General features: G+C 72.6%; 20 protein-coding genes. 7 read left to right on the forward strand and 13 right to left on the reverse strand.

The window, feature by feature from the left end; translation table 11 throughout:
* Window positions 1-2: 2 nt before the first annotated feature.
* The 3 genes from nirD to ACFW22_RS32360 are packed head-to-tail and all read right to left on the reverse strand — an operon-like array spanning window position 3 to window position 4,091.
* Window positions 3-332, reverse strand: a complete 330-nt coding sequence (gene nirD, locus ACFW22_RS32350) for a nitrite reductase small subunit NirD (protein WP_386411615.1) — start codon at window positions 330-332, stop codon at window positions 3-5.
* On the reverse strand, window positions 329-2,857 hold the full coding sequence (gene nirB, locus ACFW22_RS32355; protein WP_386411617.1) for a nitrite reductase large subunit NirB: 2,529 nt from the start codon (window positions 2,855-2,857) through the stop codon (window positions 329-331). Before nirB ends, nirD begins: the two co-directional genes overlap by 4 nt.
* 1 nt (window position 2,858) lies before the next feature.
* Window positions 2,859-4,091 carry an NAD(P)/FAD-dependent oxidoreductase gene (locus tag ACFW22_RS32360; RefSeq protein WP_386411619.1) on the reverse strand — a complete coding sequence of 411 codons (1,233 nt, stop codon included), beginning with the start codon at window positions 4,089-4,091 and terminating at the stop codon, window positions 2,859-2,861.
* A gap of 204 nt (window positions 4,092-4,295) precedes the next feature.
* Between ACFW22_RS32360 and ACFW22_RS32365 the strand changes: the two genes are divergently transcribed.
* Both ACFW22_RS32365 and ACFW22_RS32370 read left to right on the forward strand, forming a co-directional pair.
* Complete coding sequence (locus tag ACFW22_RS32365; RefSeq protein ID WP_386411621.1) at window positions 4,296-5,693, forward strand: ferric reductase-like transmembrane domain-containing protein; 1,398 nt, start codon at window positions 4,296-4,298, stop codon at window positions 5,691-5,693.
* A 218-nt stretch (window positions 5,694-5,911) separates the two neighbouring features.
* Window positions 5,912-6,697 carry a sulfite exporter TauE/SafE family protein gene (locus tag ACFW22_RS32370; protein WP_386411623.1) on the forward strand — a complete coding sequence of 262 codons (786 nt, stop codon included), beginning with the start codon at window positions 5,912-5,914 and terminating at the stop codon, window positions 6,695-6,697.
* Window positions 6,698-6,701: 4 nt separating this feature from the next.
* Here ACFW22_RS32370 and ACFW22_RS32375 read toward each other — a convergent pair whose 3' ends face one another.
* Both ACFW22_RS32375 and ACFW22_RS32380 read right to left on the reverse strand, forming a co-directional pair.
* Window positions 6,702-7,319 (reverse strand): class F sortase, encoded by a 618-nt coding sequence (locus ACFW22_RS32375; RefSeq protein WP_386411625.1) that lies wholly within the window; start codon window positions 7,317-7,319, stop codon window positions 6,702-6,704.
* A 90-nt stretch (window positions 7,320-7,409) separates the two neighbouring features.
* Complete coding sequence (locus ACFW22_RS32380) at window positions 7,410-7,922, reverse strand: hypothetical protein (RefSeq protein WP_386411627.1); 513 nt, start codon at window positions 7,920-7,922, stop codon at window positions 7,410-7,412.
* Between the two features lie 257 nt (window positions 7,923-8,179).
* On the opposite strand from ACFW22_RS32380, the gene cutA reads away from it, so the two are divergent.
* Window positions 8,180-8,515 carry a divalent-cation tolerance protein CutA gene (cutA, locus tag ACFW22_RS32385; protein ID WP_386411629.1) on the forward strand — a complete coding sequence of 112 codons (336 nt, stop codon included), beginning with the start codon at window positions 8,180-8,182 and terminating at the stop codon, window positions 8,513-8,515.
* On the forward strand, window positions 8,512-8,922 hold the full coding sequence (locus ACFW22_RS32390; RefSeq protein ID WP_386411631.1) for a gamma-glutamylcyclotransferase family protein: 411 nt from the start codon (window positions 8,512-8,514) through the stop codon (window positions 8,920-8,922). The genes cutA and ACFW22_RS32390 overlap by 4 nt, the downstream gene beginning before the upstream one ends.
* On the opposite strand, the gene ACFW22_RS32395 is transcribed toward ACFW22_RS32390, so the two are convergent.
* The 3 genes from ACFW22_RS32395 to ACFW22_RS32405 form a co-directional block, all read right to left on the reverse strand.
* A complete protein-coding gene (locus ACFW22_RS32395) occupies window positions 8,855-10,969 on the reverse strand; it encodes a molybdopterin oxidoreductase family protein (RefSeq protein WP_386411633.1) in 2,115 nt (704 codons plus the stop codon). The genes ACFW22_RS32390 and ACFW22_RS32395 overlap by 68 nt on opposite strands.
* Window positions 10,970-11,233: 264 nt before the next feature.
* A complete protein-coding gene (locus ACFW22_RS32400) occupies window positions 11,234-11,917 on the reverse strand; it encodes a vancomycin high temperature exclusion protein (protein WP_386411635.1) in 684 nt (227 codons plus the stop codon).
* A gap of 31 nt (window positions 11,918-11,948) precedes the next feature.
* Complete coding sequence (locus tag ACFW22_RS32405; protein ID WP_386411637.1) at window positions 11,949-12,671, reverse strand: aquaporin; 723 nt, start codon at window positions 12,669-12,671, stop codon at window positions 11,949-11,951.
* A gap of 27 nt (window positions 12,672-12,698) precedes the next feature.
* Between ACFW22_RS32405 and ACFW22_RS32410 the strand changes: the two genes are divergently transcribed.
* The 3 genes from ACFW22_RS32410 to ACFW22_RS32420 all read left to right on the forward strand — a co-directional run bounded on the left by ACFW22_RS32410 (window position 12,699) and on the right by ACFW22_RS32420 (window position 15,610).
* Window positions 12,699-13,208: a GNAT family N-acetyltransferase gene (locus ACFW22_RS32410; RefSeq protein ID WP_386411639.1), complete on the forward strand. Its 510-nt coding sequence runs from the start codon at window positions 12,699-12,701 to the stop codon at window positions 13,206-13,208.
* Window positions 13,209-13,325: 117 nt separating this feature from the next.
* The gene (locus ACFW22_RS32415; protein WP_386411642.1) at window positions 13,326-14,216 is read left to right on the forward strand and encodes a sirohydrochlorin chelatase; all 891 of its coding nucleotides are present in this window, start codon (window positions 13,326-13,328) and stop codon (window positions 14,214-14,216) included.
* A gap of 35 nt (window positions 14,217-14,251) precedes the next feature.
* Window positions 14,252-15,610: a deoxyguanosinetriphosphate triphosphohydrolase gene (locus ACFW22_RS32420; RefSeq protein ID WP_386411644.1), complete on the forward strand. Its 1,359-nt coding sequence runs from the start codon at window positions 14,252-14,254 to the stop codon at window positions 15,608-15,610.
* A gap of 45 nt (window positions 15,611-15,655) precedes the next feature.
* Here the strand turns inward: ACFW22_RS32420 and ACFW22_RS32425 are convergent, their stop codons facing one another.
* From ACFW22_RS32425 to ACFW22_RS32445, 5 genes are all read right to left on the reverse strand, one after another.
* Window positions 15,656-16,738, reverse strand: coding sequence for a C40 family peptidase (locus tag ACFW22_RS32425; protein ID WP_386411646.1), 1,083 nt, complete (start codon window positions 16,736-16,738; stop codon window positions 15,656-15,658).
* Window positions 16,739-16,760: 22 nt separating this feature from the next.
* Window positions 16,761-17,243 carry a poly-gamma-glutamate biosynthesis protein PgsC/CapC gene (locus ACFW22_RS32430; RefSeq protein WP_386411648.1) on the reverse strand — a complete coding sequence of 161 codons (483 nt, stop codon included), beginning with the start codon at window positions 17,241-17,243 and terminating at the stop codon, window positions 16,761-16,763.
* Between the two features lie 71 nt (window positions 17,244-17,314).
* On the reverse strand, window positions 17,315-18,778 hold the full coding sequence (pgsB, locus tag ACFW22_RS32435; RefSeq protein WP_386411650.1) for a poly-gamma-glutamate synthase PgsB: 1,464 nt from the start codon (window positions 18,776-18,778) through the stop codon (window positions 17,315-17,317).
* 7 nt (window positions 18,779-18,785) lie between these two features.
* Window positions 18,786-21,035, reverse strand: coding sequence for a HAMP domain-containing protein (locus tag ACFW22_RS32440; protein ID WP_386411664.1), 2,250 nt, complete (start codon window positions 21,033-21,035; stop codon window positions 18,786-18,788).
* Between the two features lie 162 nt (window positions 21,036-21,197).
* On the reverse strand, window positions 21,198-22,373 hold the full coding sequence (locus tag ACFW22_RS32445; protein WP_386411652.1) for a CapA family protein: 1,176 nt from the start codon (window positions 22,371-22,373) through the stop codon (window positions 21,198-21,200).
* Window positions 22,374-22,424 lie beyond the last annotated feature (51 nt).

A 22,424-nucleotide genomic window follows, 5' to 3' on the forward strand; every position in this document is an offset into this window, starting at 1 on the left:
GCTCACCTCGTGCGGACCGGGTACACCGCCACCGTGACCCCGTCGTCGTCCAGGCACCGGCCCGTTTCCAGGTCGAAGCGCTGCTTCAGGAGCGGCGAGGCCACGAACGGGCGCCCGCCCGCCGAGCCGAGCAGCCCCCGCGAGAGCACCTGCGCTCCGGTGAACGGATCGCGGTTGTCGATCGCGTACGTCCGGCCCGCCCGGTCCCGGAAGACCGCGGCCTGGCGGCCGTCCGGCAGCAGTGCGGCCAGGCCCCGGCCCGGGGTCAGCCGGGCCTCCTCGCAGACCGTCATCCAGGAATCGGGGGCCGGGGACAGTTCGAGCGTCGTCATCGGGACGTGGCCCCTTCCAGGGTGAGGAACGTGAGGTCCGGCTTGATCTGGTCGCGCTCCGGGACGAACCGGACCGACGGGTCCGGGGTTTCCGGGGCGTTCACGAAGGAGACGAAGCGCCGCAGCCGCTCCGGGTCGTCGAGCGTCTGCGCCCATTCGTCCCGGTAGTCCGCGACGTGTGCGGCCATCAGGGCCTCCAACTCCTCGCAGAGGCCGAGCGAATCGTGCACCACCACGTCCTTGAGGTGGTCGAGCCCGCCCTCCAGGCGTTCCAACCACGTCGACGTCCGCTCAAGGCGGTCCGCCGTCCGGATGTAGAACATCAAGAACCGGTCGATCAGCCGCACCAGTTCGGCGTCCGAAAGGTCCTGGGCGAGCAGGTCCGCGTGGCGCGGGACCGCGCCCCCGTTCCCGCCGACGTACAGGTTCCAGCCGTTCGCCGTCGCGATGATCCCGAAGTCCTTCGACTGGGCCTCCGCGCATTCGCGGGCACAGCCCGAAACCGCTGACTTCAGCTTGTGCGGGGCGCGCAGGCCCCGGTAGCGCAGCTCCAGCCGGATCGCCATCTTCACCGAGTCCTGGACGCCGTAGCGACACCAGGTCTGCCCGACGCAGGACTTCACCGTGCGCAGCGCCTTGCCGTAGGCGTGCCCCGACTCGAAGCCGGCGTCCACCAGGCGGGTCCAGATCGAGGGCAGTTGGTCCACCCGGGCGCCGAAGAGGTCGATCCGCTGACCTCCGGTGATCTTGGTGTAGAGCCCGAAGTCCCGGGCCACCTCGCCGATCACGATCAGCTTGTCCGGGGTGATCTCGCCACCGGGGATGCGCGGCACCACCGAATAGGACCCGTTGCGCTGCAGGTTGGCGAGGAAGTGGTCGTTGGTGTCCTGGAGGGAGGCCTGCTCGCCGTCCAGGATGTAGCCGTTGTTGAGCGAGGCGAGGATCGAGCCGACGGTCGGCTTGCAGACCTCGCAGCCCTCGCCGCCCCGTGCCTCCTGGCGCCCGTGCGTGTCGAGCAGCGCGGCGAAGGAGGTCACCCGCAGGGTGCGCGCGATCTCGTACAGCTCGCTCCGGGTGTACCCGAAGCAACCGCAGAGCCCCTGGTCAGCGGCGGCCGGCAGCAGCTTCTCGATCGTCTTCACACAACTGCCGCAACCCGTTCCGGCCTTGGTGCACCTCTTCACCTCGGCCAACGAGGCGCACTGACCGATCGCGTGCTTGGTGACGTTGTGGCAGGAACAGATCACCGCGTCGTCCGGCAGGGCGGACGGGCCGAGCGCGACCGGAGCGCCCGCCCCCGCCGGCAGCACCAGCTGTTCGGGGGAGACCGGCGGCACCGTTCCGGTGAGCGGGCGCAGCACCCCGTACTGCTCGGCGTCGCCGACCAGGACGCCGCCCAACAGCACCCCGTCGGCGGAGACCACCAGCTTCTTGTAGACGCCCGCACGGGAGTCCGCGTACACGACGTCGAGGCAGCCCTCGGTCGTGCCGTGCGCGTCGCCGAACGAGGCCACGTCCACACCGAGCAACTTCAGCTTGGTCGAGGTGTCGGCGCCCGTGAAGCCGTCCGCGGCCGCCGCGTCGGCGATCGTCGCCGCCGCCGTCTGCGCCATCTCGTAGCCCGGTGCGACCAGGCCGTACACCCTGCCGTCCGCGGCGAGCGCGCACTCGCCGATCGCGAAGACCGCCGGGTCCGACGTGCGGCACTGCTCGTCGACGGCGATGCCGCCCCGTTCGCCGACCGAGAGCCCGCAGTCCCGGGCCAGCTGGTCCCGGGGCCGCACACCGGCCGAGAACACCACCAGGTCCGTGGCCAGTTCCGAACCGTCCGAGAGCCGCATGCCCGTCACGGCACCGTCCGCCGTCACGACCTCCTGGGTGCCCGTTCCGGTGTGGACGGTCAACCCCATCCGCTCGATCGTGCGGAGCAGGGCCGCGCCGCCGCCCTCGTCGACCTGCACCGGCATCAGCCGCGGCGCGAACTCCACGACGTGGGTGTCCAGTCCGAGCCCCTTGAGCGCGCCCGCCGCCTCCAGCCCGAGCAGGCCGCCGCCGACGACCGCACCGGTCGTCGCCGTCTTCGCGTACTCCTCGATCGCCAGCAGGTCCTCGATCGTGCGGTAGACGAAGCAGCCCCGGGCGTCCTTGCCGGGCACGGGGGGCACGAACGGGTACGAGCCGGTCGCCAGGACCAGCGCGTCGTACCCGAAGGCCTTCCCCGAGCGGGCCGTGACCGTCCTGCCCTCCCGGTCCACGGACACCGCCGGATCGTCCACGTGCAGTTCGATGCCGTGCCGCTCCATGAAGCCGGCCTCGACCACCGACAGGTCGTCCGGCGTCTTTCCCGAGAAGTACGAGGTCAGCTGCACGCGGTCGTAGGCCGGGCGCGGCTCCTCGCAGAGGACCACGATCCTGGCCCGCTCGGTGACCCCGCGGTCGGCGAGCGACTCCAGGAACCGCTGGCCGACCATTCCGTGGCCGACCAGGACGATCGTCGGGGTGTGCGTGGTCATCTCAGCGCTCATGTCAGGAGCCTCCGTCGTGGGTGAGCAGGTGGAGCAGGGGGGCATCGGGAAGGGCTTCGTCGCCCTCCCAGGCCCGGGCGAGCGCGCCGACCGCGGCCAGGTCGCCGAGGAGGACGCCCCCGACGAGCCGGTCACCCCGGACGACGACCTTGCGGTAGGCGCTGCGCGTGGCGTCGGTGAGCTGGACGACGTCGTCACCCGGCCGGGCGGTGGCCTCGCCGAAGGCGGCCAGGTCGAGCGGGAGGGGGCCGCCGAGGGTCAGACGGGTGAGGGAGCGGGTGCCGGTGTAGCGGGCACCGCCCGGCCCCCCTCCGGGCGGTGCCCCCGGGCCGGGCCGCCCGGCCGTGCCGGCCAGCAGCACCTCCGCCAGCACGTCCGCCTGTTCGAGCGCCGGGCCCGCCAGGCCGTAGACGCGGCCGGCGTGCTCCGCGCAGTCACCGACCGCGTGGACGTACGGGTCCGAGGTCCGCAACTCGTCGTCGACCACGATCCCGGTCGCGACGTCGAGCCCCGCCTCCCGGGCCAGTGCCACCCGGGGTCGGACCCCGCAGGCCAGGACCACGACCTGGGCGTCGAGGACGAAGCCGTCGGCGAGTTCGACGGCCGTGACCGCCCCGTCCCGCTGCCGCAGACCGCTCACCCGGCACTCGGTGTGCACCTCGACCCCCAGGGACTCGACGTGCTCCCTCAGGAGCGCCGAGGCCCGTTCGTCGAGCTGCCGCTCCATCAGGCGTTCGCCCTGCTGGGTGAGGACCACGTCCGCCCCCGAGCCGGCGAGGGCCCGCGCCGCCGAGACCCCGAGCAGCCCCCCGCCGATGACCACGGCCCGCACTCCGGGGCGGACCAGGGCGCGCAGCTCCAGACAGTCGTCGAGGGTGCGGAAGGGGTGGACGCCCGTCGGCAGCGTCGTCCCCCGCAGTCCGCGCAGCGGCGGCAGCACGGGATTGGAGCCGGTGGCCAGGACCAGTCGGTCGTAGCCGACGAGGGAGCCGTCCGCGCACTCCACCGTCCGCGCCGAGCGGTCGATCCGCACCGCCCGCACCCCGCGCCGTACCGGCTCCCGGGTCTCCGGCAGCGCGATCACCTCGGGGGCGTACCGTCCGGCGAGGACGTCGGCGAGCAGCACCCGGTTGTACGGCGCGTGCGCTTCCTCGCCGAGGAGGGTGACGGGCAGGCGCTGGGCGAGCCGGGCGCCCGCCGTCCCGCCGCCGATCACCACGATCCGTGTACTCATGACGGACAGGGTGCGCGGCCGGTGTTACCCGGCGGCATCCCGACTGTTTCCCGTACGGAACGCTGATCTCCGCCCGTGACCACGGACGCTGTGAGGGCCGGCCGGGTTAACGCGCGGTCAGTCTCGGCTCAAGCCCGGCTTAAGGATCCCGGGCGGGGGACGAAGCCGGCCGTTCCCGTATACCGGCCGCCCTAGGGTGCCGACGTGACCACCGAGGCCAGCCACCCCCTCTACACCCCCCTGTCCGTTCCGCTGTCCGAGCGGCCCCCGGCCGAGGCGCCGCCGGCGCCCGCGCCGCGGCTCGCCCCCGAGCGGTTGCGGAACGCGGTCGCCGCCGGAGCCGGAGCCGTCACCCTGCTCTGGGGCTTCCAGGCCCGCCCGTCCGCCCGCCTCGACGCCCTCTTCGCGACCGGCGCCCACCTCAGCGGCCTCCTCGCCGGGTACGGCGTCCTCGTCCTGTTGCTGCTGATGGCCCGCATCCCCGCCGTCGAGCACGGCGTCGGCGCCGACCGGCTCGCCCGTTGGCACGCCCTCGGAGGCCGTTACGCCTTCGGACTGATCGGCGCCCACGCCGTCCTCGCCCTCTGCGGCTACGCCGTGCACGCCCGCACCGATCTCCTCACCGCCGTCGGAGACCTCCTCGGATACCGGGCGATCGCCGCCGCCACCGCCGGCACCGGCCTCTTCCTCGCCGTCGGCGTCACCTCCGCCCGGGCCGTCCGCCGCCGGATGCGGCACGAGACCTGGCGGGCCGTCCACCTCGGCAGCCTCCTGGCCGCCGCGCTCGGCTTCGTCCACCAGCTCGCGGGCCCCGACCTCGCCGGCGGCCTGCTCACCCGCTGGCTGTGGTCGATGGCCCACGGCACCGTCGCCGTCCTCCTCGTCTGGTACCGGATCGTGGTGCCCCTCCGCGCCGCCCTCCGCCACGAACTGCGCGTGGAGGAGGTCCGCGACGAGGGCCCCGGGGTCGTCTCGGTCCTCGTCCGGGGCAGGGGCGTGGCCGGACTCTGCGCCGAACCCGGCCAGTTCTTCCGTTGGCGCTTCCTCCGGCGCGGACTCTGGGCGACCGCCCTGCCCTTCTCGCTGTCCGCCCCCGTCCGCGACGACACCCTGCGGATCACCGTCAAGGCGATCGGCGACCACACCCGTCGCATCCGCCGGCTCCGCCCGGGCACCCGGGTCCTCGCCTCAGGCCCCTTCGGCGCCCTCACCGCACACCGCCGCACCCGTCGCAAGGTCCTGCTGCTCGCCGGCGGCGTCGGCATCACCCCGCTGCGGGCCCTCTTCGAGACCCTGCCCGGCGGCCCCGGTGACATCACCCTCCTCCACCGGGCCTCGGACGAGGCCGGGCTCGTCCTCCGGGCCGAGCTGGAGGCCATCGCCGCCGAACGGCGGGCAGCCCTGCACTTCCTGCTCGGTCCTTCGGACGGCGCCTTCGACCCGCTCGCGCCCCGGGCGCTGCTGGACCTGGTGCCCGACCTCGCCGCCCACGACGTGTACCTGTGCGGGCCGCCCGCCATGTCCAGGGCCGCGACCGTCTCCCTGCTCAGGGCCGGGGTACCGGCCTCCCGCATCCACAGCGAGGACTTCGACCGTGCCTAGACACCGTGCACCGCGCCGTTCCGCGGAGCGCGCCAGACGGCGGCTCGCCGGGGCGCTGCTCGGGACCGGAGCGCTCACCGCGACGCTGCTCACCTCGGCGTTCACCCCGGCCGCACCGCCCGCACCGGACCGTGAACCGGGCGCGGCAAGCTCAGACGTAGCTCAACTCTCCAGGGAATGATGGACGGCGCAACGACCGCCTCCCTAGGCTCACGAGCATGCCCGACATATCGCTGACCACCCTTGTCCTGCTCTGTCTCGCCGCCCTCGTGGCGGGTTGGATCGACGCCGTGGTGGGTGGTGGCGGCCTGCTCCTGCTGCCCGCGCTCCTGCTCGGACTGCCCCAGGTACCGGCCGCGCACATCCTCGGCACCAACAAGGCCGTGGCGATCGTGGGCACCACCGGGGCCGCCGTCACCTATGTCCGCAAGGCTCCGGTGCGGGTGGGGACGGCGGTGCGGATCGGGCTCGCGGCCCTCGCCGGATCCATGGGCGGCGCCTTCTTCGCCGCCGGGATCAGCAGCGAGGTGCTGCGTCCCGTGATCATGGTGGTGCTGCTCGCGGTCGCCGCCTTCGTGATGCTGCGGCCCTCCTTCGGGGTGAAGGCCGAGGGGGAGGAGCGGGCGCCGCTGACCCGGGCCCGGATCGTGACCGCGATCGTGGTGGTCGGCGGCGGGATCGGCTTCTACGACGGCCTGTTCGGGCCGGGCACCGGCACCTTCCTCGTCCTGGCGCTGACCGCCGTGCTCCATCTGGACCTGGTGACCGCCTCCGCCACCGCGAAGATCGTGAACGTCTGCACCAATGCGGGCGCGCTCGCGATGTTCGCCTACCAGGGCAGCGTCTACTGGCAGCTCGCCGCCGTCATGGCGGTCTTCAACCTGGTCGGCGGGACGGTCGGCGCCCGCATGGCGCTGAGCAAGGGCGCCGAGTTCGTCCGCGGGGTGCTGTTGGTCGTGGTCCTGTCGCTGGTGGCGAAGTTGGCCTTCGACCAGTGGGCCTGACGGCCTAGCGGACCCCGATGAGGTGGCCGAAGGCGACCACGTTCCCCTGGTAGCCGCTCTTCTTGGAGAAGCCGCCGCCGCAGGTGATCACGCGGATCTCGGCCCGGTCGGCTTCGGCGTACACCTTCTCGTCCGGGAAGTTCTGGTTGTCGTACACCTCGATCGCGTCGACCGTGAACACGGCGGTCCGTCCGTCCTCCCGGTCCACCTCGATCCGGTGCCCCTTCTTGAGGGCGCCGAGCGTGTAGAAGACGGCGGGGCCCTCGGCGTTGTCGACGTGTCCTGCGACGATCGCGGTGCCCTCGGCCCCGGGCGTGGTGCCCTGCTCGTACCAGCCGGCCATGTTCCGGTTCCCGGCCGGCGGCACGTCGAGCGAGCCGTCCGCGGCCAGGCCGAGCCCCATCACCGGGGCGTCCACGTCGGTCTCGGGGATCCGCAGCCGCACCGGAACCGAGGCCGGCAGCGGATCGGCGGCGGCGTCGGTGTGCACGCTCGGTCCGGCGGCGAAGGCCTGCGCGGCGGACGGCACGGGCGGGGTCACGTCCTCCGAGCCGTTCTGCACGAGCCAGATTCCCACGCAGGCGGCCAGTGCCACGCCCCAGCCCTTGCTCCTGTTGCTCACCTGGGTTCCCTCGGTCGGTTCACGGGAGTGATCCTGCCCCCGCCGGGCCGTGTGCGGGCGCGCAGCGGGGGCAGGACGGGCGGTGTGGTCTCAGCGCCCCTGCGCGCCGCTCGCCCGGCGACGCAGGAGCCAGGCACCGCCCACGGCAGCTGCGGCCAGCACCGCCACACCTGCCGTGACCTGGGCGGTGTCGGGGCCGATGCTGCCCCCGACACCGGTTGGGACGTGGCCGCTCGGGCTCCGGTGCTTGACGGTCAGTTCGCCCCGGGCGGTCTTCCCGTTGTCGCAGGCCACGCTGATCCAGTACGAACCCGCCTTGGCGTGCTCCGGCACGGTGAACTGTCCGACCACGACCTCCTTGTGCGTGCTCGGGTTCAGTTGGAACTCGCCCGCACCGAGGGAGTTCGCGTCCCCGACGCCGTGGCCGTGCTTGCCGCAGGCGAGGGTGTTCACGGTGACGGTGGTGCCCGGGGACGCGGACGAGGGGTAGATCTCCAAGGGTTCGTGGTTCTGGTTGTTCGCGTGTGCCGCGGGGGCGGCGAACGCCCCGATCGCTGCGACCGCCAGCGCGGTACCGGTGAACAGTCGGGCAGTGGTGCGCATGGGGGTCCTCCGGGGCGCGCGAACGGTCATGCCGGGCGGTTCGCTCCGGGAGGGACGTCCCGGGGCGGACCTTCTAAGACCGAGATAAGGGCCGCGTCGCGCACCTCGCCTGCTGATGGGGCATCAGGATTACTCCGTCCGGTACGGTGTGTCGGCTGGATTTCCAGTGTTTCTGCAGGTCGGAGCGGTCCGTGGGGTGCCGGTTGACGCCTCGTGCCGAACGGGTGAGCGGCGGCCACGGCGGCTACCGTGAGGGCGTGACCACTCCCGCCTTCACCGCCCTGACCGTCCTGACCACTACCGACAGCCGCGAGAAGGCCGAAGCGCTCGCGCGGGGCGCCGTCGAGGCCCGGCTCGCCGCCTGCGGCCAGGTCTCCGGCCCCGTGACCTCCGTCTACCACTGGCAGCATGCCGTCGAGACCGCCGAGGAGTGGCAGGTCCTCCTCAAGACCACGGAGGCCCGCTACCAGGCCCTGGAGGACCACCTCCTCGCCGCACACGACTACGAGACGCCGGAGGTCATCGCCACCCCCGTCGTCCGCGCCTCCGCCGCCTACCTCGCCTGGCTCGTCGGGGAGACGACCGTCGCGTGACCCTGCCGTTCTTCGTGTACGGGACGCTCCGGCCCGGCGCGTACAACCACGACCGCCTCCTCCTCGGCCGCACCGTCGTCGAGGAGGAGGCCCTGCTGCCGGGCACCCTGCTGCACGACGGCCCCGGCTATCCGTACGCGGTGCCCGGCGACGGCACGGTCACGGGCACCCTGGTGACGCCCGCGCCCGAGGCCTATGCGGAACTCCTGGCCGTGCTCGACCGGATGGAGGGCGGCGCCGGGTACGAGCGGACCGCCCGCGCGGCGCTCCGCGTCCGGGACGGCGCTCCCGCACGCGCATGGGTCTACCTGGCGGCCCCCGGTACCCCGCTCGGCCCGCTCATCGAGACCGGCGACTGGTTCCGGCGGCGTCCGGGACCGGCTCCAGACGCACCGCGCACACCTTGAACTCGGGCATCCGCGAGACCGGGTCGAGCGCCGGGTTCACCAAGGTGTTCGCCCGTCCCTCCCCGTACCAGTGGAAGGGCATGAAGACGGTGTCCGGCCGGATCGACGGCGTGATCCGGGCCGGAGCGACGGCCCGTCCGCGCCGCGAGACCACTGCGAGCGGCTCGCCCTCGGCCACTCCGATCCGCTCGGCGAGCCGGGGGTGGAGCTCCACGAAGGGGCCCGGCGCCGCAGCGTTCAGTTCGGCGACCCGTCGCGTCTGCGCGCCCGACTGGTACTGGGAGACGACCCGGCCGGTGGTGAGGACGACCGGGTACTCGGCGTCCGTCTCCTCGGCCGCCGCCCGGTGCACCACCGGTACGAACCGGGCCCGCCCGTCGGCCGTTGCGAACCGGTCGAGGAACAGGCGGGGCGTCCCGCCGTGTTCCTCGTCCGGACACGGCCAGAAGACGCCCTGCTCCTCCTCGATCCGGCGGTAGCTGATGCCCGCGTAATCGGCGGGTCCCCCGGCCGAGGCGCGGCGCAGCTCCTCGAAGACCTCCTCGGGGTCGGTGGGGAAGCCCTTCTCCCAGCCCAGCCGACCGGCCAGGGCGTGCAGCACCTCCAGGTCGCCGCGCACGCCCTCCGGCGGGGCGAGGGCGCGGCGCCGCAACAGCACCCTGCCCTCCAGGTTCGTCAGGGTGCCGGTCTCCTCCGCCCACTGGGTCACCGGCAGGACCACATCGGCGAGCGCGGCGGTCTCGGAGAGCACCACGTCCGCGACGGCGAGGAAGTCGAGCGACCGCAGCCGTTCCTCGACGTGTGCGGCGCGCGGCGCGGAGACCACCGGGTTGGAGCCCATGAGGAGCAGTGCCCGCACCTCGCCGCCGAGCGCGTCGAGGAGCTCGTACGCGCTCCGTCCGGGGCCCGGCAGCGACTCCGGTGCGACGCCCCACACCCCGGCGACGTGTGCGCGGGCGGCCGGGTCGTCGAGCTTGCGGTAGCCGGGCAGTTGGTCCGCCTTCTGGCCGTGCTCGCGCCCGCCCTGGCCGTTGCCCTGACCGGTGAGGCAGCCGTAGCCGTTCAGCGGTCGGCCGGCGCGCCCGGTGGCGAGGCACAGGTTGATCCAGGCACCGACGGTGTCGGTGCCCTTGGACTGCTGCTCGGGGCCCCGGGCGGTCAGCACCATGGAGTCCTCGGCGTCGCAGAACATCGCGACCGCCTCCCGCAGCTGCGGCACCGGCACGCCGGTGATCCGTTCGACCTGTTCGGGCCAGTGCGCCATGGCACCGGCGCGGGCGGCCTCCCAGCCGTCGGTGCGCGCGGCGACGAACTCCTCGTCCACGCGGCCTTCGGCGACGACGAGGTGCAGCAGGCCGAGGGCGAGCGCGAGGTCGGTGCCGGGCCGCGGCGCGAGGTGCAGGTCGGCCTGGTCGGCGGTGCGGGTGCGACGGGGGTCGACGACGATCAGCCGGCCGCCGTTCTCCTTCAGCTCGGTGAGGTAGCGGAGGGCGGGCGGCATGGTCTCGGCCAGGTTGGAGCCGACGAGGATCACGCAGCCGGTCTTCGGCACGTCCTCCAGCGGGAAGGGGAGGCCCCGGTCGAGGCCGAAGGCCCGCTGGTGCGCGGCGGCTGCCGACGACATGCAGAAGCGGCCGTTGTAGTCGATCTGCGAGGTGGCGAGGACCAGCCGGGCGAACTTGCCCAGCGCGTACGCCTTCTCGTTGGTGAGACCGCCGCCGCCGAAGACCCCCACGGCATCGGGACCGTGGTCGGCGCGGGTCCGGCGCAGCCCGTCGGCGACGGCGGCGAGTGCCTCCTCCCAGGACGCGGGCTCCAGCGCCCCCGTGTCAGGGCTGCGGACCAGGGGCTCGGTGAGCCTGACCCGGGAGGAGAGTACGGAGGGGGCGGTGCGGCCCTTGCCGCACAGGGCGCCCCGGTTGACCGGGAAGCCGGTCCGCTCGACCACTTCGGCGGGCAGCTCCGGATCGCCGGTGGGGCGGAGCGACATCCCGCACTGCAGGGCGCAGTAGGGGCAGTGGGTGGGGACAGCGGCGGCGTCGGACATGCGGTCAGCATGCGTCCGACGTGTTACGCGGGGCGGCACCTCGTATTACGGGCGGGGTGCCATGACCTCCGCGGGAGGCACCCCGCAGGGTGAGGCTCGCCGGGAGCCGGGAGCCGGGAGCCGGGAGCCGGGAGCCGGGGGCCGGGGGCCGGGGGCCGGGGGGGGGGGGCGGGGGGGGGGGGGCCGGGGGCGGGGCGGGGGGGGGGGGGGGCGGGGGGGGGGGGGCGGGGGGCCGGGGGCCGGGGGCCGGGGGCCGGGAGCCGCTCAGCTGCGGGCCGCTGCCAGGGCCTCGGTGACTCCCTTCTCCTTCGGTCCCAGGAACTGCGGGTCGGGACGAAGTCCCGCGTCGAGGGCGGCCTTCCCCGCCGCGAAGAGCTCCCGGGTGGTGCCGTAGTACCAGGTGCGGTCGTGGGGTTCGGCCACCCCGACCCCGTACGCATCGACACCCGCCCGGCCGCACAGCGCGACGGCCCGCTTGATGTGGAAGTCCTGGGTGACCAGGACGGCCCGGTCGACGCCGAAGACCTGTCGGGCCCGGACGCACGAGTCCCAGGTGTCGAAGCCCGCGTAGTCGCTGACGATCCGTCCGTCCGGCACCCCCCGCGCGGTGAGGTAGGCGCGCATGGCGCTCGGCTCGTCGTACGTGGTCCGACTGTTGTCGCCGGTGACGAGCAGGACCCGGACCCTGCCCGTGCGGTACAGCTCGGCGGCGGTGTCGAGGCGGTGCGCGAGGTACGGGGTGGGGCGTCCCTTCCACAGGCCGGCGCCGAAGACGACGGCGACGTCCCGGGCCGGCACGTCGGCGGTGGTGCGGAGCCGGGGGGCGGCCGTCAGGTGCGTCCAGGTGACCGGGACGAGCGCGAGGACGGTGCCCAGCATCAGGGCCTGCACGGCGCGGCGACGGGCCCTGGTGGCGCGGGGGGACGGCCGGGTGAGCCGTGCCGGCATGGGGGAACCTCCGTGGATCGGTGTCGGTCGGTCACTCCGTTCGACGTGGTTCGGTGGCATTCGGTTCGTCGGGCGTCCCTTCTGTTCCGTACAGCACACCGGCCAGGCCCATGCCGAGCAGCATGCCGAGGAGTTGCGCGGCGGCGAAGGCGGGGACCGATGCGGGGGCGATGCCGGTGAAGGAGTCGGAGAAGGCGCGCCCGAGGGTGGCCGCCGGATTGGCGAAGGATCCGGAGGAGGTGAACCAGATCGCCGCGCCGATGTACCCGGCGACCGCGACGGGGGCGAGGCCGGGACGGCCGATGCGGCGCAGACCCCGTACGACGAGGACGAGCCCGGCCGTGGCGACGGCCTCCCCGAGGAGCAGGTGGAGCGCGGAGCGCGGCTCGGTGGCCCATGCGCCGGGCGGTCGCCCGAACATGGCTTCGGCCAGCAGTGCGCCCGTGACGGCCCCGGCGAGTTGGGCGCCGATGTAGGCGAGGGCCTCGTGCCCGGTGCCCCGGCGGCGCCCGCACCACCACTCGGAGAGCGTCACGACGGGGTTGAAGTGGGCGCCGGAGAGCGGGCCGATGAGGGCGATGAGCAGCCCGAGGCCGAGCGCGGAGGCGCCGGCGTTGGCGAGCAGGCGTACCCCGGTGTCCTGGCTCAGGGCGTCGGCGCGGATGCCGGAGCCGACGATGACGGCCACGAGGGCGGAGGTGCCGATGAACTCGGCGGCGGCGCGCCGGGGGAGCGCGGGCGGGGACATTCTCATAACGGAAAAGATATTCCGTGATTCGGAATGAAAAAAGAGGGGAGGGGGAGGCGGGCGGCCCCGTACGATCCGGGCGTGAAGATCGACGAACCCGTTCTCCGGCGCGCCGCCGACTCCGATGCCGCTGCCGTGGCCGACGTCTGGCTCCGCTCCTACGCGGCGGCGCTCCCGGACGTCCGCCGGGCCCACACCGACGAACAAGTCCGCTCCTGGCTCCGGGAAGTGGTCGTCCCCGGGCTGGAGACCTGGGTCGCCACGGTCGACGGCTCGGTCGTCGCCATGATGGTGCTGGACGGCGAAGAGCTGGACCAGCTCTACGTCGACCCGCCGTGGCGCGGCCGGGGCATCGGCGACCGCCTCGTCGACCTGGCCAAGCGGCGCCGCACGGCCGGGCTGTCCCTGTGGACGTTCCAGGTCAACGCCCCGGCGCGACGCTTCTACGAACGGCACGGCTTCACCGCCGTCGAGCACACCGACGGCCACCGCAACGAGGAGCGCGAGCCGGACGTCCGCTATGCGTGGGGTCCGGGGGAGTGAGGCCCGCACGGCCCGCCGCAGCGGCTGACGACGCCGTTCGCGCATCCGTGAGGTGACGGAAAACAGTCGTCACCCCCGCGCAACGGTCCGGCAACGTGCCGCGCCCACCATCGGTGCATGACGGAGCCGGACAGCACGTTCGACAGCGCCACCGAGCTGCTCGGAAGGATCACCGAGCAGCTCGGGATCCGACTCGGCCACGTGCATCCGTACGGCCGCCGGCCGCGGAAGCACGACGAGGAGGTAAGCACCCCGATGAACACCACCGCACCCGCACCCGCCCTCGTCGCCGTCGGCCACGGCAGCCGCGACCCCCGCGCCCGGGCCACCCTGAGCCGCCTCCTCGACCGGGTCCGCGAGCTCCGCCCCGGACTCGACGCACGGCTCGCCCACATCGAACTGAACGCGCCGCTCCTCGACGACGCCCTCGCCGAGCTCGCCGCCGAGGGCCGCGAGGCCGTGCTGGTCCCCCTGCTCCTCGCCCCCGGCCACCACGTCAGCCACGACCTGCCCGCCGCCATCGCCGCCGCACCCGCCCTCCGCGCCCGCGTCGCCGACCCCCTCGGCGCCCACCCCCTCCTCGTCGAGGCCCTCGCCGACCGACTCGTCGAGGCCGGCTGGACCCCTGCGGACGGAGCCTCCCGCGCCACCGGCGTCGTCCTCGCCTCCGCGGGCTCCCGGGACCCCCGCTCCGGCGCTGAGATCCGTCGTGTCGCCGCCCTCCTCGGCGAACGCCTCGGCGGCGTGCCCGTGGTCCCCGCCTATGCCTCCGCCGCCGCGCCCACCGTCCCCGAAGCGGTCCGTGCGCTCGTCGCCCGGGGCCGCCACCGGGTCGCCGTCGCCTCCTGCTTCACGGCCCCCGGCCTCTTCGCCACCCGCGCCGCCGCCGACGCCCCCTGGCTCGCCGCCGCACCCCTCGGTGCCCACCCCGCCCTCGCCCGACTGGTGCTCCACCGCTACGACCAGGTCCGCACCGTCCCTCCCGTGCGGGAACTCGCCGCCATCTGAGCCCTTCTGTCGGTCCGCCCGGTTACCTTCGAGGCATGGAAGGCATCGAGGACACCAAGGGCACCGCACACATCTCAGACATCGCAGACGCTCCCGGATACGACTCCGCTGCGACCGAGCGCTGGGCCGCCGAGCCCGACAAACGGCCGGGGCGCACCGCCTTCCAACGGGACCGCGCCCGCGTGCTGCACTCCGCCGCGCTCCGCAGGCTCGCCGGCAAGACGCAGGTGGTCACGCCCGGCACCAGGAGCCGTGCCTGGGACGCCAGCCCCCGGACCCGGCTCACCCATTCCCTGGAGTGCGCCCAGGTGGGGCGCGAGCTGGGCGCCGCCCTCGGCTGTGACCCCGACCTCGTGGAGGCGGCCTGCCTCTCCCACGACATGGGCCACCCGCCCTTCGGGCACAACGGCGAACAGGCGCTCAACGACGTCGCCAAGGACTGCGGGGGCTTCGAGGGGAACGCCCAGTCGCTCCGCCTCCTCACCCGCATCGAACCCAAGCGCTTCGTCAAGGACGAGGACGGGGAGCTCGTCAGCGTCGGCCTCAACCTCACCCGGGCCGCCCTCGACGCCGCCACCAAGTACCCGTGGGCGCGCGGCGGCCACCCCGAGGACCCCGGCTCGCCCAAGTTCGGCGTGTACGAGGACGACCTGCCCGTCTTCCACTGGATCCGGCAGGGGGCACCCGCCCACCGCAAGTGCTTCGAGGCCCAGGTCATGGACTGGTCCGACGACGTGGCGTACTCGGTCCACGACTTCGAGGACGGGCTGCACGCCGGTCACGTCGCCCCCGCGCTGCTGCTCGCCGAGCCCGAGCGCGCCGACATCTGGGCCGTGGCCATCGGCCGCTACGTACCGGAGGGCACCGATCCGCAGGAACTCGCCGACGCCCTCGACCGGCTGATGGGCGAGGAGTGGTGGCCGCACGAGTACGACGGCTCCGCGGTCGCCCAGGCCCGCCTCAAGGACGCCACCAGCCAGCTCATCGGGCGCTTCTGCCTGGCTGCCGAGGGGGCCACCCGGCAGGCCTGGGGGCCCCGCCCGGGCCGCTCCGGGGCGGGGGCGGGCACCGGACGCCTGACCCGCTACGCCGCCGAACTCGTGGTCCCGCGCGAGACGCGGAACGAGTGCGCGGTCCTCAAGGCCGTCGCCGACCGCTATGTGATGCAGCGCGCCGAGCAGGAAGCCCTCCGCGCCGACCAGCGCGTCGTCGTGACCGAACTCGCCGAGGCCCTCGTCGCCCGCGCCCCCGACGGCCTGGAACCGCAGTTCCGGGAGGCCTTCCACGCGGCCCGTGACGACCGCGCCCGCAAGCGCGTCATCGTCGACCAGATCGCCAACCTCACCGACGCCTCCGCCCGCGCGCTCCACGCCCGCCTCCGCGCCCCGCGCTAGCCCGGCCTTCCGTGCGGCGCCGCGCGGGCGGGAGCCGAGGCCCTTTCAGAGCCGCTTGGCGCTGCGGAGGGTCTTGGCGTAGTAGCCGTTGCCGTCCAGCCGGGAAACCCCTCCGACGTCACCGATGGTGGGGCCGTTGACCTCTTCCCGGCTGGAGACGAAGATCAGGTGTCCTTCGGTGTCGTGGCCGAGGACCATGCCCACGTGGTCGAGCCGCTGTGCGGTACGGGTGTCCAGCTTGAAGAACACGAGGTCGCCCGGCTGGAGCTGGTCGATGGCGGTGGGCCTGTCCTGGGGCGTGATGCCGTTGAGGGGCAGGACGTCCACGCCTTCCTTGGAGCGCGCCATGCCGTTGGCCGTGCGCGGCAGTCCGTCACCGGACTTGTCCGAGGACATCAGGGGGTAGCGGGTGCGGTACCCCAGCACCATGCGGATGAAGCCGGAGCAGTCGAGCGAGCGGGCCCGCATGGCTTCCGGCGTGCCGGTGTTGCCGTCGCGGAAGGAGTAGGGGATGCCGAGGTAGTCGTAGAAGTCCGACTGTTCGAGACGCAGGTCGCCGCCCTCGGCGCCGGTCGTGTTCAGAGGGCCGAAGTTCGCGTCGCCCGCGATGACGAGGCCGGTCGCGTCCTTGCCCTGCGGGGCGCCCGCGACGTACTGGAAGGCGATGGCGAAGACGTCGTCCTCCTTGCTGGTCGCGTACTCCGCGTACCAGTCCTTGAACCACTTCTCCTTCTCCGCGCCCTCGGTCCAGGGCTCCGGCATGAGTCGCACCCAGTCGGTCGTGGAGACCTTGGAGGCGGTCGAGGAGGGCTCGGCGAACGTGCGGGCGGGCCCCTTGAGGGTGGCCAGGCGGGCGCCGTCCGTGAGTACCGCCTTGATCTGTCCGTCGGCGGTGCGGAGCACGCTGCGCGCGGGGTTGTCCAGCCGTGACCAGCGCTCCGCCGAGGCCTCTTGGCCCGTGTCGGACGCCTGCCCCCGAACTCCGTTCAGCACGCCGACGTTCCGCACCTCCGTGATGCCCGGCTGTTCCTGCTTGCGCAGTTCGAGGGTGAGGTACCCCGACGTGGCGACGAGACCGAGGACGACCAGGCCCGAGAGCACCGGACGGGTCTTCTTCTTTCCTGCCATGGTTCGGTTCTTCCCTTGTCTCTCAGGCGACGGGCATGACGCCGAGCAGCAGGCCGGCGGCGACGACGATGTAGGCCGTCAGGGAGACGGCGGCCGTGGCCAGCAGGGTCGGCGCCTTGGGCTGGCGGACCAGCTGGTAGGCGATGAGGCCGGGCACGATGAAGCCGAGGGTCTGGTTGCCGTAGAGCAACGGGAACTCGATCGACAGGACGATCATCACGGTGGCCTGCAGCAGCACGCCGAGGAGGACCACGGCGGCGAAGAGGCGCTTGCCGTAGAGGATCACCAGCTTCTGCATGAGCTTGGTGCCGGCGTAGGTCAAGGCCGTGACGCCGATGACCATGACGGCGCGCTGCAGGTCCTCGATGAGCGTCAGGGCGATCCACCCCGGCGTGATCATGCCGCCCGGGGAGAGGTTGGTGGTCAGATAGCACAGCAGGGAGAGAAGCAGTCCGATGGCGATGCCCAGGGCAGCCATTTCGGGAGTCAGTGCGACGGTGGTCAACGGGGGCTCCGGGCGCGTGTACGGGGGTGAAGCGGCGTTTCGAAGGCGGTGTGGCCGTCGTGCCGGAAGGGTCAGGACGGTGTCGGGGGCTGGTCGTCTTCGTGGGCCGAGGCGTGGAACCAACCGAACGACGCGTCGTACCCGGTCTGCTCGGCGCCCTGTTGCCCGGTGGGGGGCGCTGCGTGACGGGGCGCTCCGTCGGTCCGGGCGACCTCCTGCACCACTCGCATCCGAAGGGTCTGGGACGCCATGTAGCGGTCCTCGTAGACGTGCGGGTACGGGGCGTAGGGGTCGATCCGCGGGGGTTGGGCGACGTGGTTCGCCGTGGTGTCCTCGTCCTTCGTGGCGGGGCTGTCGTCGGCGGGCAGTTCGGCCAGGAACTCCAGGAGCTCCTCGCCCTGGCCGTGGATGTTCCCGATGGCGACGAGCGAGGAGCCGTCGGGCATGGCGGCGAGCACGGCCGGCATGAACTCCTCGGCGGGGCGCCGTTCGCCTCCGAGGTCGATCGCCCTGGCGCGCCAGGCGTCGGGGATGGCGTCGATGGCGCTCTTCGCGGGGTGCCCGATGACGAAGACGTTGTCCGGCTTCAGGTCGGGGATGATCTCGCCCATCTGCCCGTTCCGTTCGACGCGGTCGGGACGGCAGTTGATGACGACGTTCAGGGGGCGGTTGATCGCCCCGAGGTCGAGCAGCTGGTTGACGTTCATCAGGGTCGACTCGGGGTCGTTGGCGGCGAAGACGTTGGCGAAGGCGAGGCGCTTGCCCTCGGGCGTGGCGTAGCGCTCGACGGACAGCACGCCGGGGTCCGGCGGAGCGTCGTACATGCCCTGCAACGCGACCTGCCGCTCGATGCCGAGCAGGTCGGCGACCGCGAGGGCGATGGCGACGTTCTCCTTGAAGGTGAACCAGCTGAAGCCGCGCAGCTCGGCGTCGGAAACCGAGTCGGGGTCCGCGTAGACGAGCTGGCAGTTCCGTGCGTCCGCCTCCTCCTGCAGGATGTGGAAGCGTTCCCGCTCGGCCGTGACGCAGATGCCGTTCTCGGGCATGGAGCGGCACAGGGAGCGGGCCACGTCATCGAGCGTGGGCCCCATCTCGGCGAGGTGGTCCTCACGGACGTTGCACAGCACCCCGATGGTCGAGCGGATCAGCTTGCTCTGGTTGACCTCCTGGAGGGCGGGCATGACGGCCATGCACTCGATGACGAGGGCATGGGGGCGGTACGTGGCGGCACGGCGCACGATGCCGATCTGCTCCACCACGTTGGCGATGCCGAACTTGCGGTAGACCGGCTCCTCGGTGGCATCGGGATGGATGAACCGTGCGGCCGTGCCCGTGGTCTTGGCGACGGTGACCAGACCGCCGCCCCGCAGCGCGCCCGCGCAGAGGCGGGTGATGGAGGACTTGCCGCGGATGCCGTTGACGAGGACGCGGGTCGGGATGGTGTGGAGCGCGGCGTAGTGCCTGCGCTGTTCCATGATGCCCGCGACCAGCAGCAAGGCGCTGCTGGCCAGGAGAACGAAGTAGAGGTAGAGCACGGCCTTGTCACCTTTCGCCCGTGCCGGCTCCGGACGGGGTGTCCGCGGGCCGGTGGGCTTGGTCGTGTCGGCGGGCCTGCGCCTGCTGGCGCAGTAGTTCGAGGCTGCGGACGACTGCGCCCACCTCGTCCTGGTAACGGGGGTAGAGGACCGTCCTGAAGTCGCCGTCCGCCAGGTTCTCGGCGCTTGCGGCGAGGGCGCGCAGGGGCCGTATGACGACGAGGTGGAGCCAGCCCAGGCAGAGGATGGCCGCGGCGAGGCCGAGCATTCCGGCCAGCACGCTGCGGTCCTCGCGCTCGTACGGGGTGATCTGGAAGCGGGCCGCGTCTTGCCAGCTGATGACGGTCCAGCCGATGTCGGCGGTCACGCCGCCGCCGGTGAACGGGGCTGCCGCGGCCACGGTGACGCCGCCTCCCTCGCGGATGAGCAGTCCGTTCTCGACGGGGCCCGCACCGACCTGGACACCGGCCGCGCGGACCAGATCGACCAGCGTGCCGCTGGGCAGCTTCTCGAAGGCGAGGAATCCGTGGTTCGCCGCGATGGTCAGGCCGGCGGAGTCCACCACCCGGGCGTTCCCCAGGCCGGGCCGGGCGAGCAGGGAGTTGAGGAACTCCACCCGGACCTCGCCGACCAGCGTGCTGCCCTCCTTCTCCGCGAGCGGGGCGCTGGCCTGGACGACCGGCACCTTCCCGCCCTTTCCGGACACGCGGACCAGCGGCAGGTCTTCACCGGTGCTCCAGGCGTGCGGCTCACCGCCCGCGCGGGCGGTCACGGAGCCGTCGGGACCGACGAGGTACAGGGCCTGGTAGCGGGGGTGTTTGGCGAGGACGTCCTCGAGCGTGCCCACCGTGGAAGCGTGATCGCTCGCCCCGATGAGGCGGGAGGTGGACACGAGGTCCGCCTGCGCCTCGTTGAGCGCCCTGCGCAGCCGGTCCGCGATCAGGTCGGTGCGTTCCCGCTGGTCGTTGACCATGCTGGTCGGCACGCTGACCGAGCCGTCCGTGCGGTTGAGCAACAGCCCGACGGGCACGCACCAGAGCAGCAGCAGGACCCCGGTCATCACGAGCGGTCCGCGGGCTCCGAGCCGGACCCTCCCGGACCGGACGGCGTCGAGCTGCTCGCCCTCACCGTTCAAGCGGCGGCGCAGGCGCTCCAGGGCGATGCCGATCCGATGGGCCTCGCCGCGGCGGGGCACGGAGACCGGCCGGTGCAGATCCCCGCGGGCCAGCCGGCGCGACTCCAGGAACAGTCGGAGCAGTGGCAACTGGAGCATGCTCCAGAGCACCGTCACCGCCACCAGCCCCAGCAGGACGAGGGCGCCTGCTGCCGCCAGCCCGAGCAGCCAACGGTCCTGGCCCTCGTCCTGCTGCTCGACCACGGGCAGCATCGCGACGACCGTCAGCCCGAGGCCTGCGGCCACGCTCTGCTTCTCCTCCGGGTCGGAGGAGGCCAGGGAGGCGTACCCGACCGTGGCCACGCGTCCGTTGTACTCGCCCCCGACGAGGCTCCCGCTGACACCCGGGTATCCCCGGGAGCCCGGTTCCTTGGCACGGACGGGGTGCTGTTCGGTCCGCACCGCGGCCTGGTCGGCGAGGTGCGTCATCTGCTTGCGCAGGAAGGCGAGCTCTTGGCGCTCCTGGTCGGAGTTGAGCGCTTCGGCCTGTTCGAAGCCGGCGGTGGCCAGGATCTCGCCGTCCTTGGCCACCACGGACATGCTGCGGAACGGCCCCAGGTTGATGGGGGGCACGGACAGGCTGCTCGAAGCGATCAGCAATTGCTGCGATGAGCCGGCCCGATCGAGGACCGCCATGCTCATCAGGCGGACGTCTCCGGTTTCCAGCCGCACCATGCGGGGGATCAGGGCCTGTGTGCCGACGAGGGCGTCCTCGTCGAGCCAGCCGAGAGGGATCGTTTCGCCGCGCGCCGCGAGCACCTCCCCGCTTTCCAGGTCGACAATGGTCGTCCCCGTCCACTTCTGGTAGGTGTGGCCCAGGTCCGACAGGATGCTCTCGGGCTCGGCGGGACGGCCCGCGTTCAGCGCACCGGCAGTGCGCTCCAGGTCCGCGACCCGTTCGTCTATCGACGCACGCAGCGCGATGGCGCCGTCTTCGGCGAAGTACCGCTGCGAGGCGAGCACCGCCTCGGGTGCGGCGGTGGTGCGGACGGGCCCCAGCACCTTCGCCGTCAGTCCGGCCAGGGCGAGGATCAGTACGCACAGGACGACGATCGGGGGGCGGATGCCGCCGAGGAGCGGCATGTCCGCACGCTTGCGGATGCGCCGTCGTCCTCCTCGGACGGAGTACCCTGCGTTCTTCGCTGCCACTACTGCTCTTTCCTGATTTCTGCGACCGCACGGAGGCGACCGCCGACACGGGCCGCCGCTCCGGTCGTGAGGCGGCTGGACGTTCGGTGGATCAACTCACTCCGTCAGGGAGAGCTCGGTCAGCCCGTCGCCGCCCGGAGCCCCTCGGTTGAAGAGGAACCCGCGTGTCCGCTCAGCCGCGAGGCGGTAGCGCGCGAGGCGTTCCGGGGAGAGGTCGCCGGGGGCGTCCAGCACCTTCCGCACGTCGGCGACCCGGTGCTCCTCCACCGATCCCGCGGGATGCTCCTCGCCCGGCTCGGACTCGGGCGGGATGTCCACCAGCGTGGTGCGGTAGCGGGCGGCGACGTCCCAGCCGTCGTCCGTCTCCCGGAACTCGAACCAGCCGATCACCCCCTCTTCGGTGAGGCCGGTGGGCGACGAGTGGCGGGCCACCTGGTTGCCCAGGCCGTAGGCGACCCAGGTGCCGTTCAGCTTCTGGATCGGCTGCACCACGTGTGCGTGATGCCCGATCACGAGGTTGATCCCCGTTTCCTTGGTGAGCCGCTCGGCGAGCTCCAGCTGGGGCACGCTCGGTTCGTTGTAGTGCTCCAGCCCCCAGTGGAGCGAGAGGATCACGACCTCGGCGCCCTGTTGCCGGGCCCGCACCTCGGCCTTCTTGATCTCTTCCGTGCTGATCCGGTTGAACGCCCAGCTTTCCTTCGCCGGCGTCGGGTTCAGGAACGACTCCCACGAGTAGGAGAGGTGTGCCACCTTGACGCCCTTGACGTCACGAATGTTGACCTTCTGCGCCTCTTCGGGGGTGCGTGCCGAGCCGGTGTGGCCGAGACCCACCTTGTCCATCGCGTCCAGGGTGCGGCGCACGGCCTTCAGGCCGTGGTCGTAGGTGTGGTTCGAGGCGGTGGAGCAGGTGTCGTAGCCCACGTCCTTCAGTGTGGTGAGGATCTGGGGCGGCACGAGGAACTCCGGGTACCCCTCGAAGGGGCCCTCCGGCTTTCCCACGGGCGTCTCCATGTGACAGATGGCCAGGTCGGCCTTGCTGATCACCGGGCGCACACCGGCCATCAGGGGGCCGAAGTCGAGCCCGGCCTCCCCCTTGCCCGACCGCTTCGCGTCCTTGGCTCCCTGTTCGACCAGTTCGGGGTGGATGAGAACATCTCCCGCAGCGGCAACGCTGAAGGACCGGCCTCCCGACTTCGTCTGTGGCTCCACGGGGGGTGATGCACAGCCGCCGACCAGGACGAGCGTCGTCGCTGCCGCCAGCGCACAACCCATGCGGAGAGATTCACAGAATGTCACTGGCAGATTTTTACATGCGCATCAAGA

This window comes from Streptomyces sp. NPDC058872 (assembly GCF_042743065.1).
GTDB lineage: Bacteria > Actinomycetota > Actinomycetes > Streptomycetales > Streptomycetaceae > Streptomyces.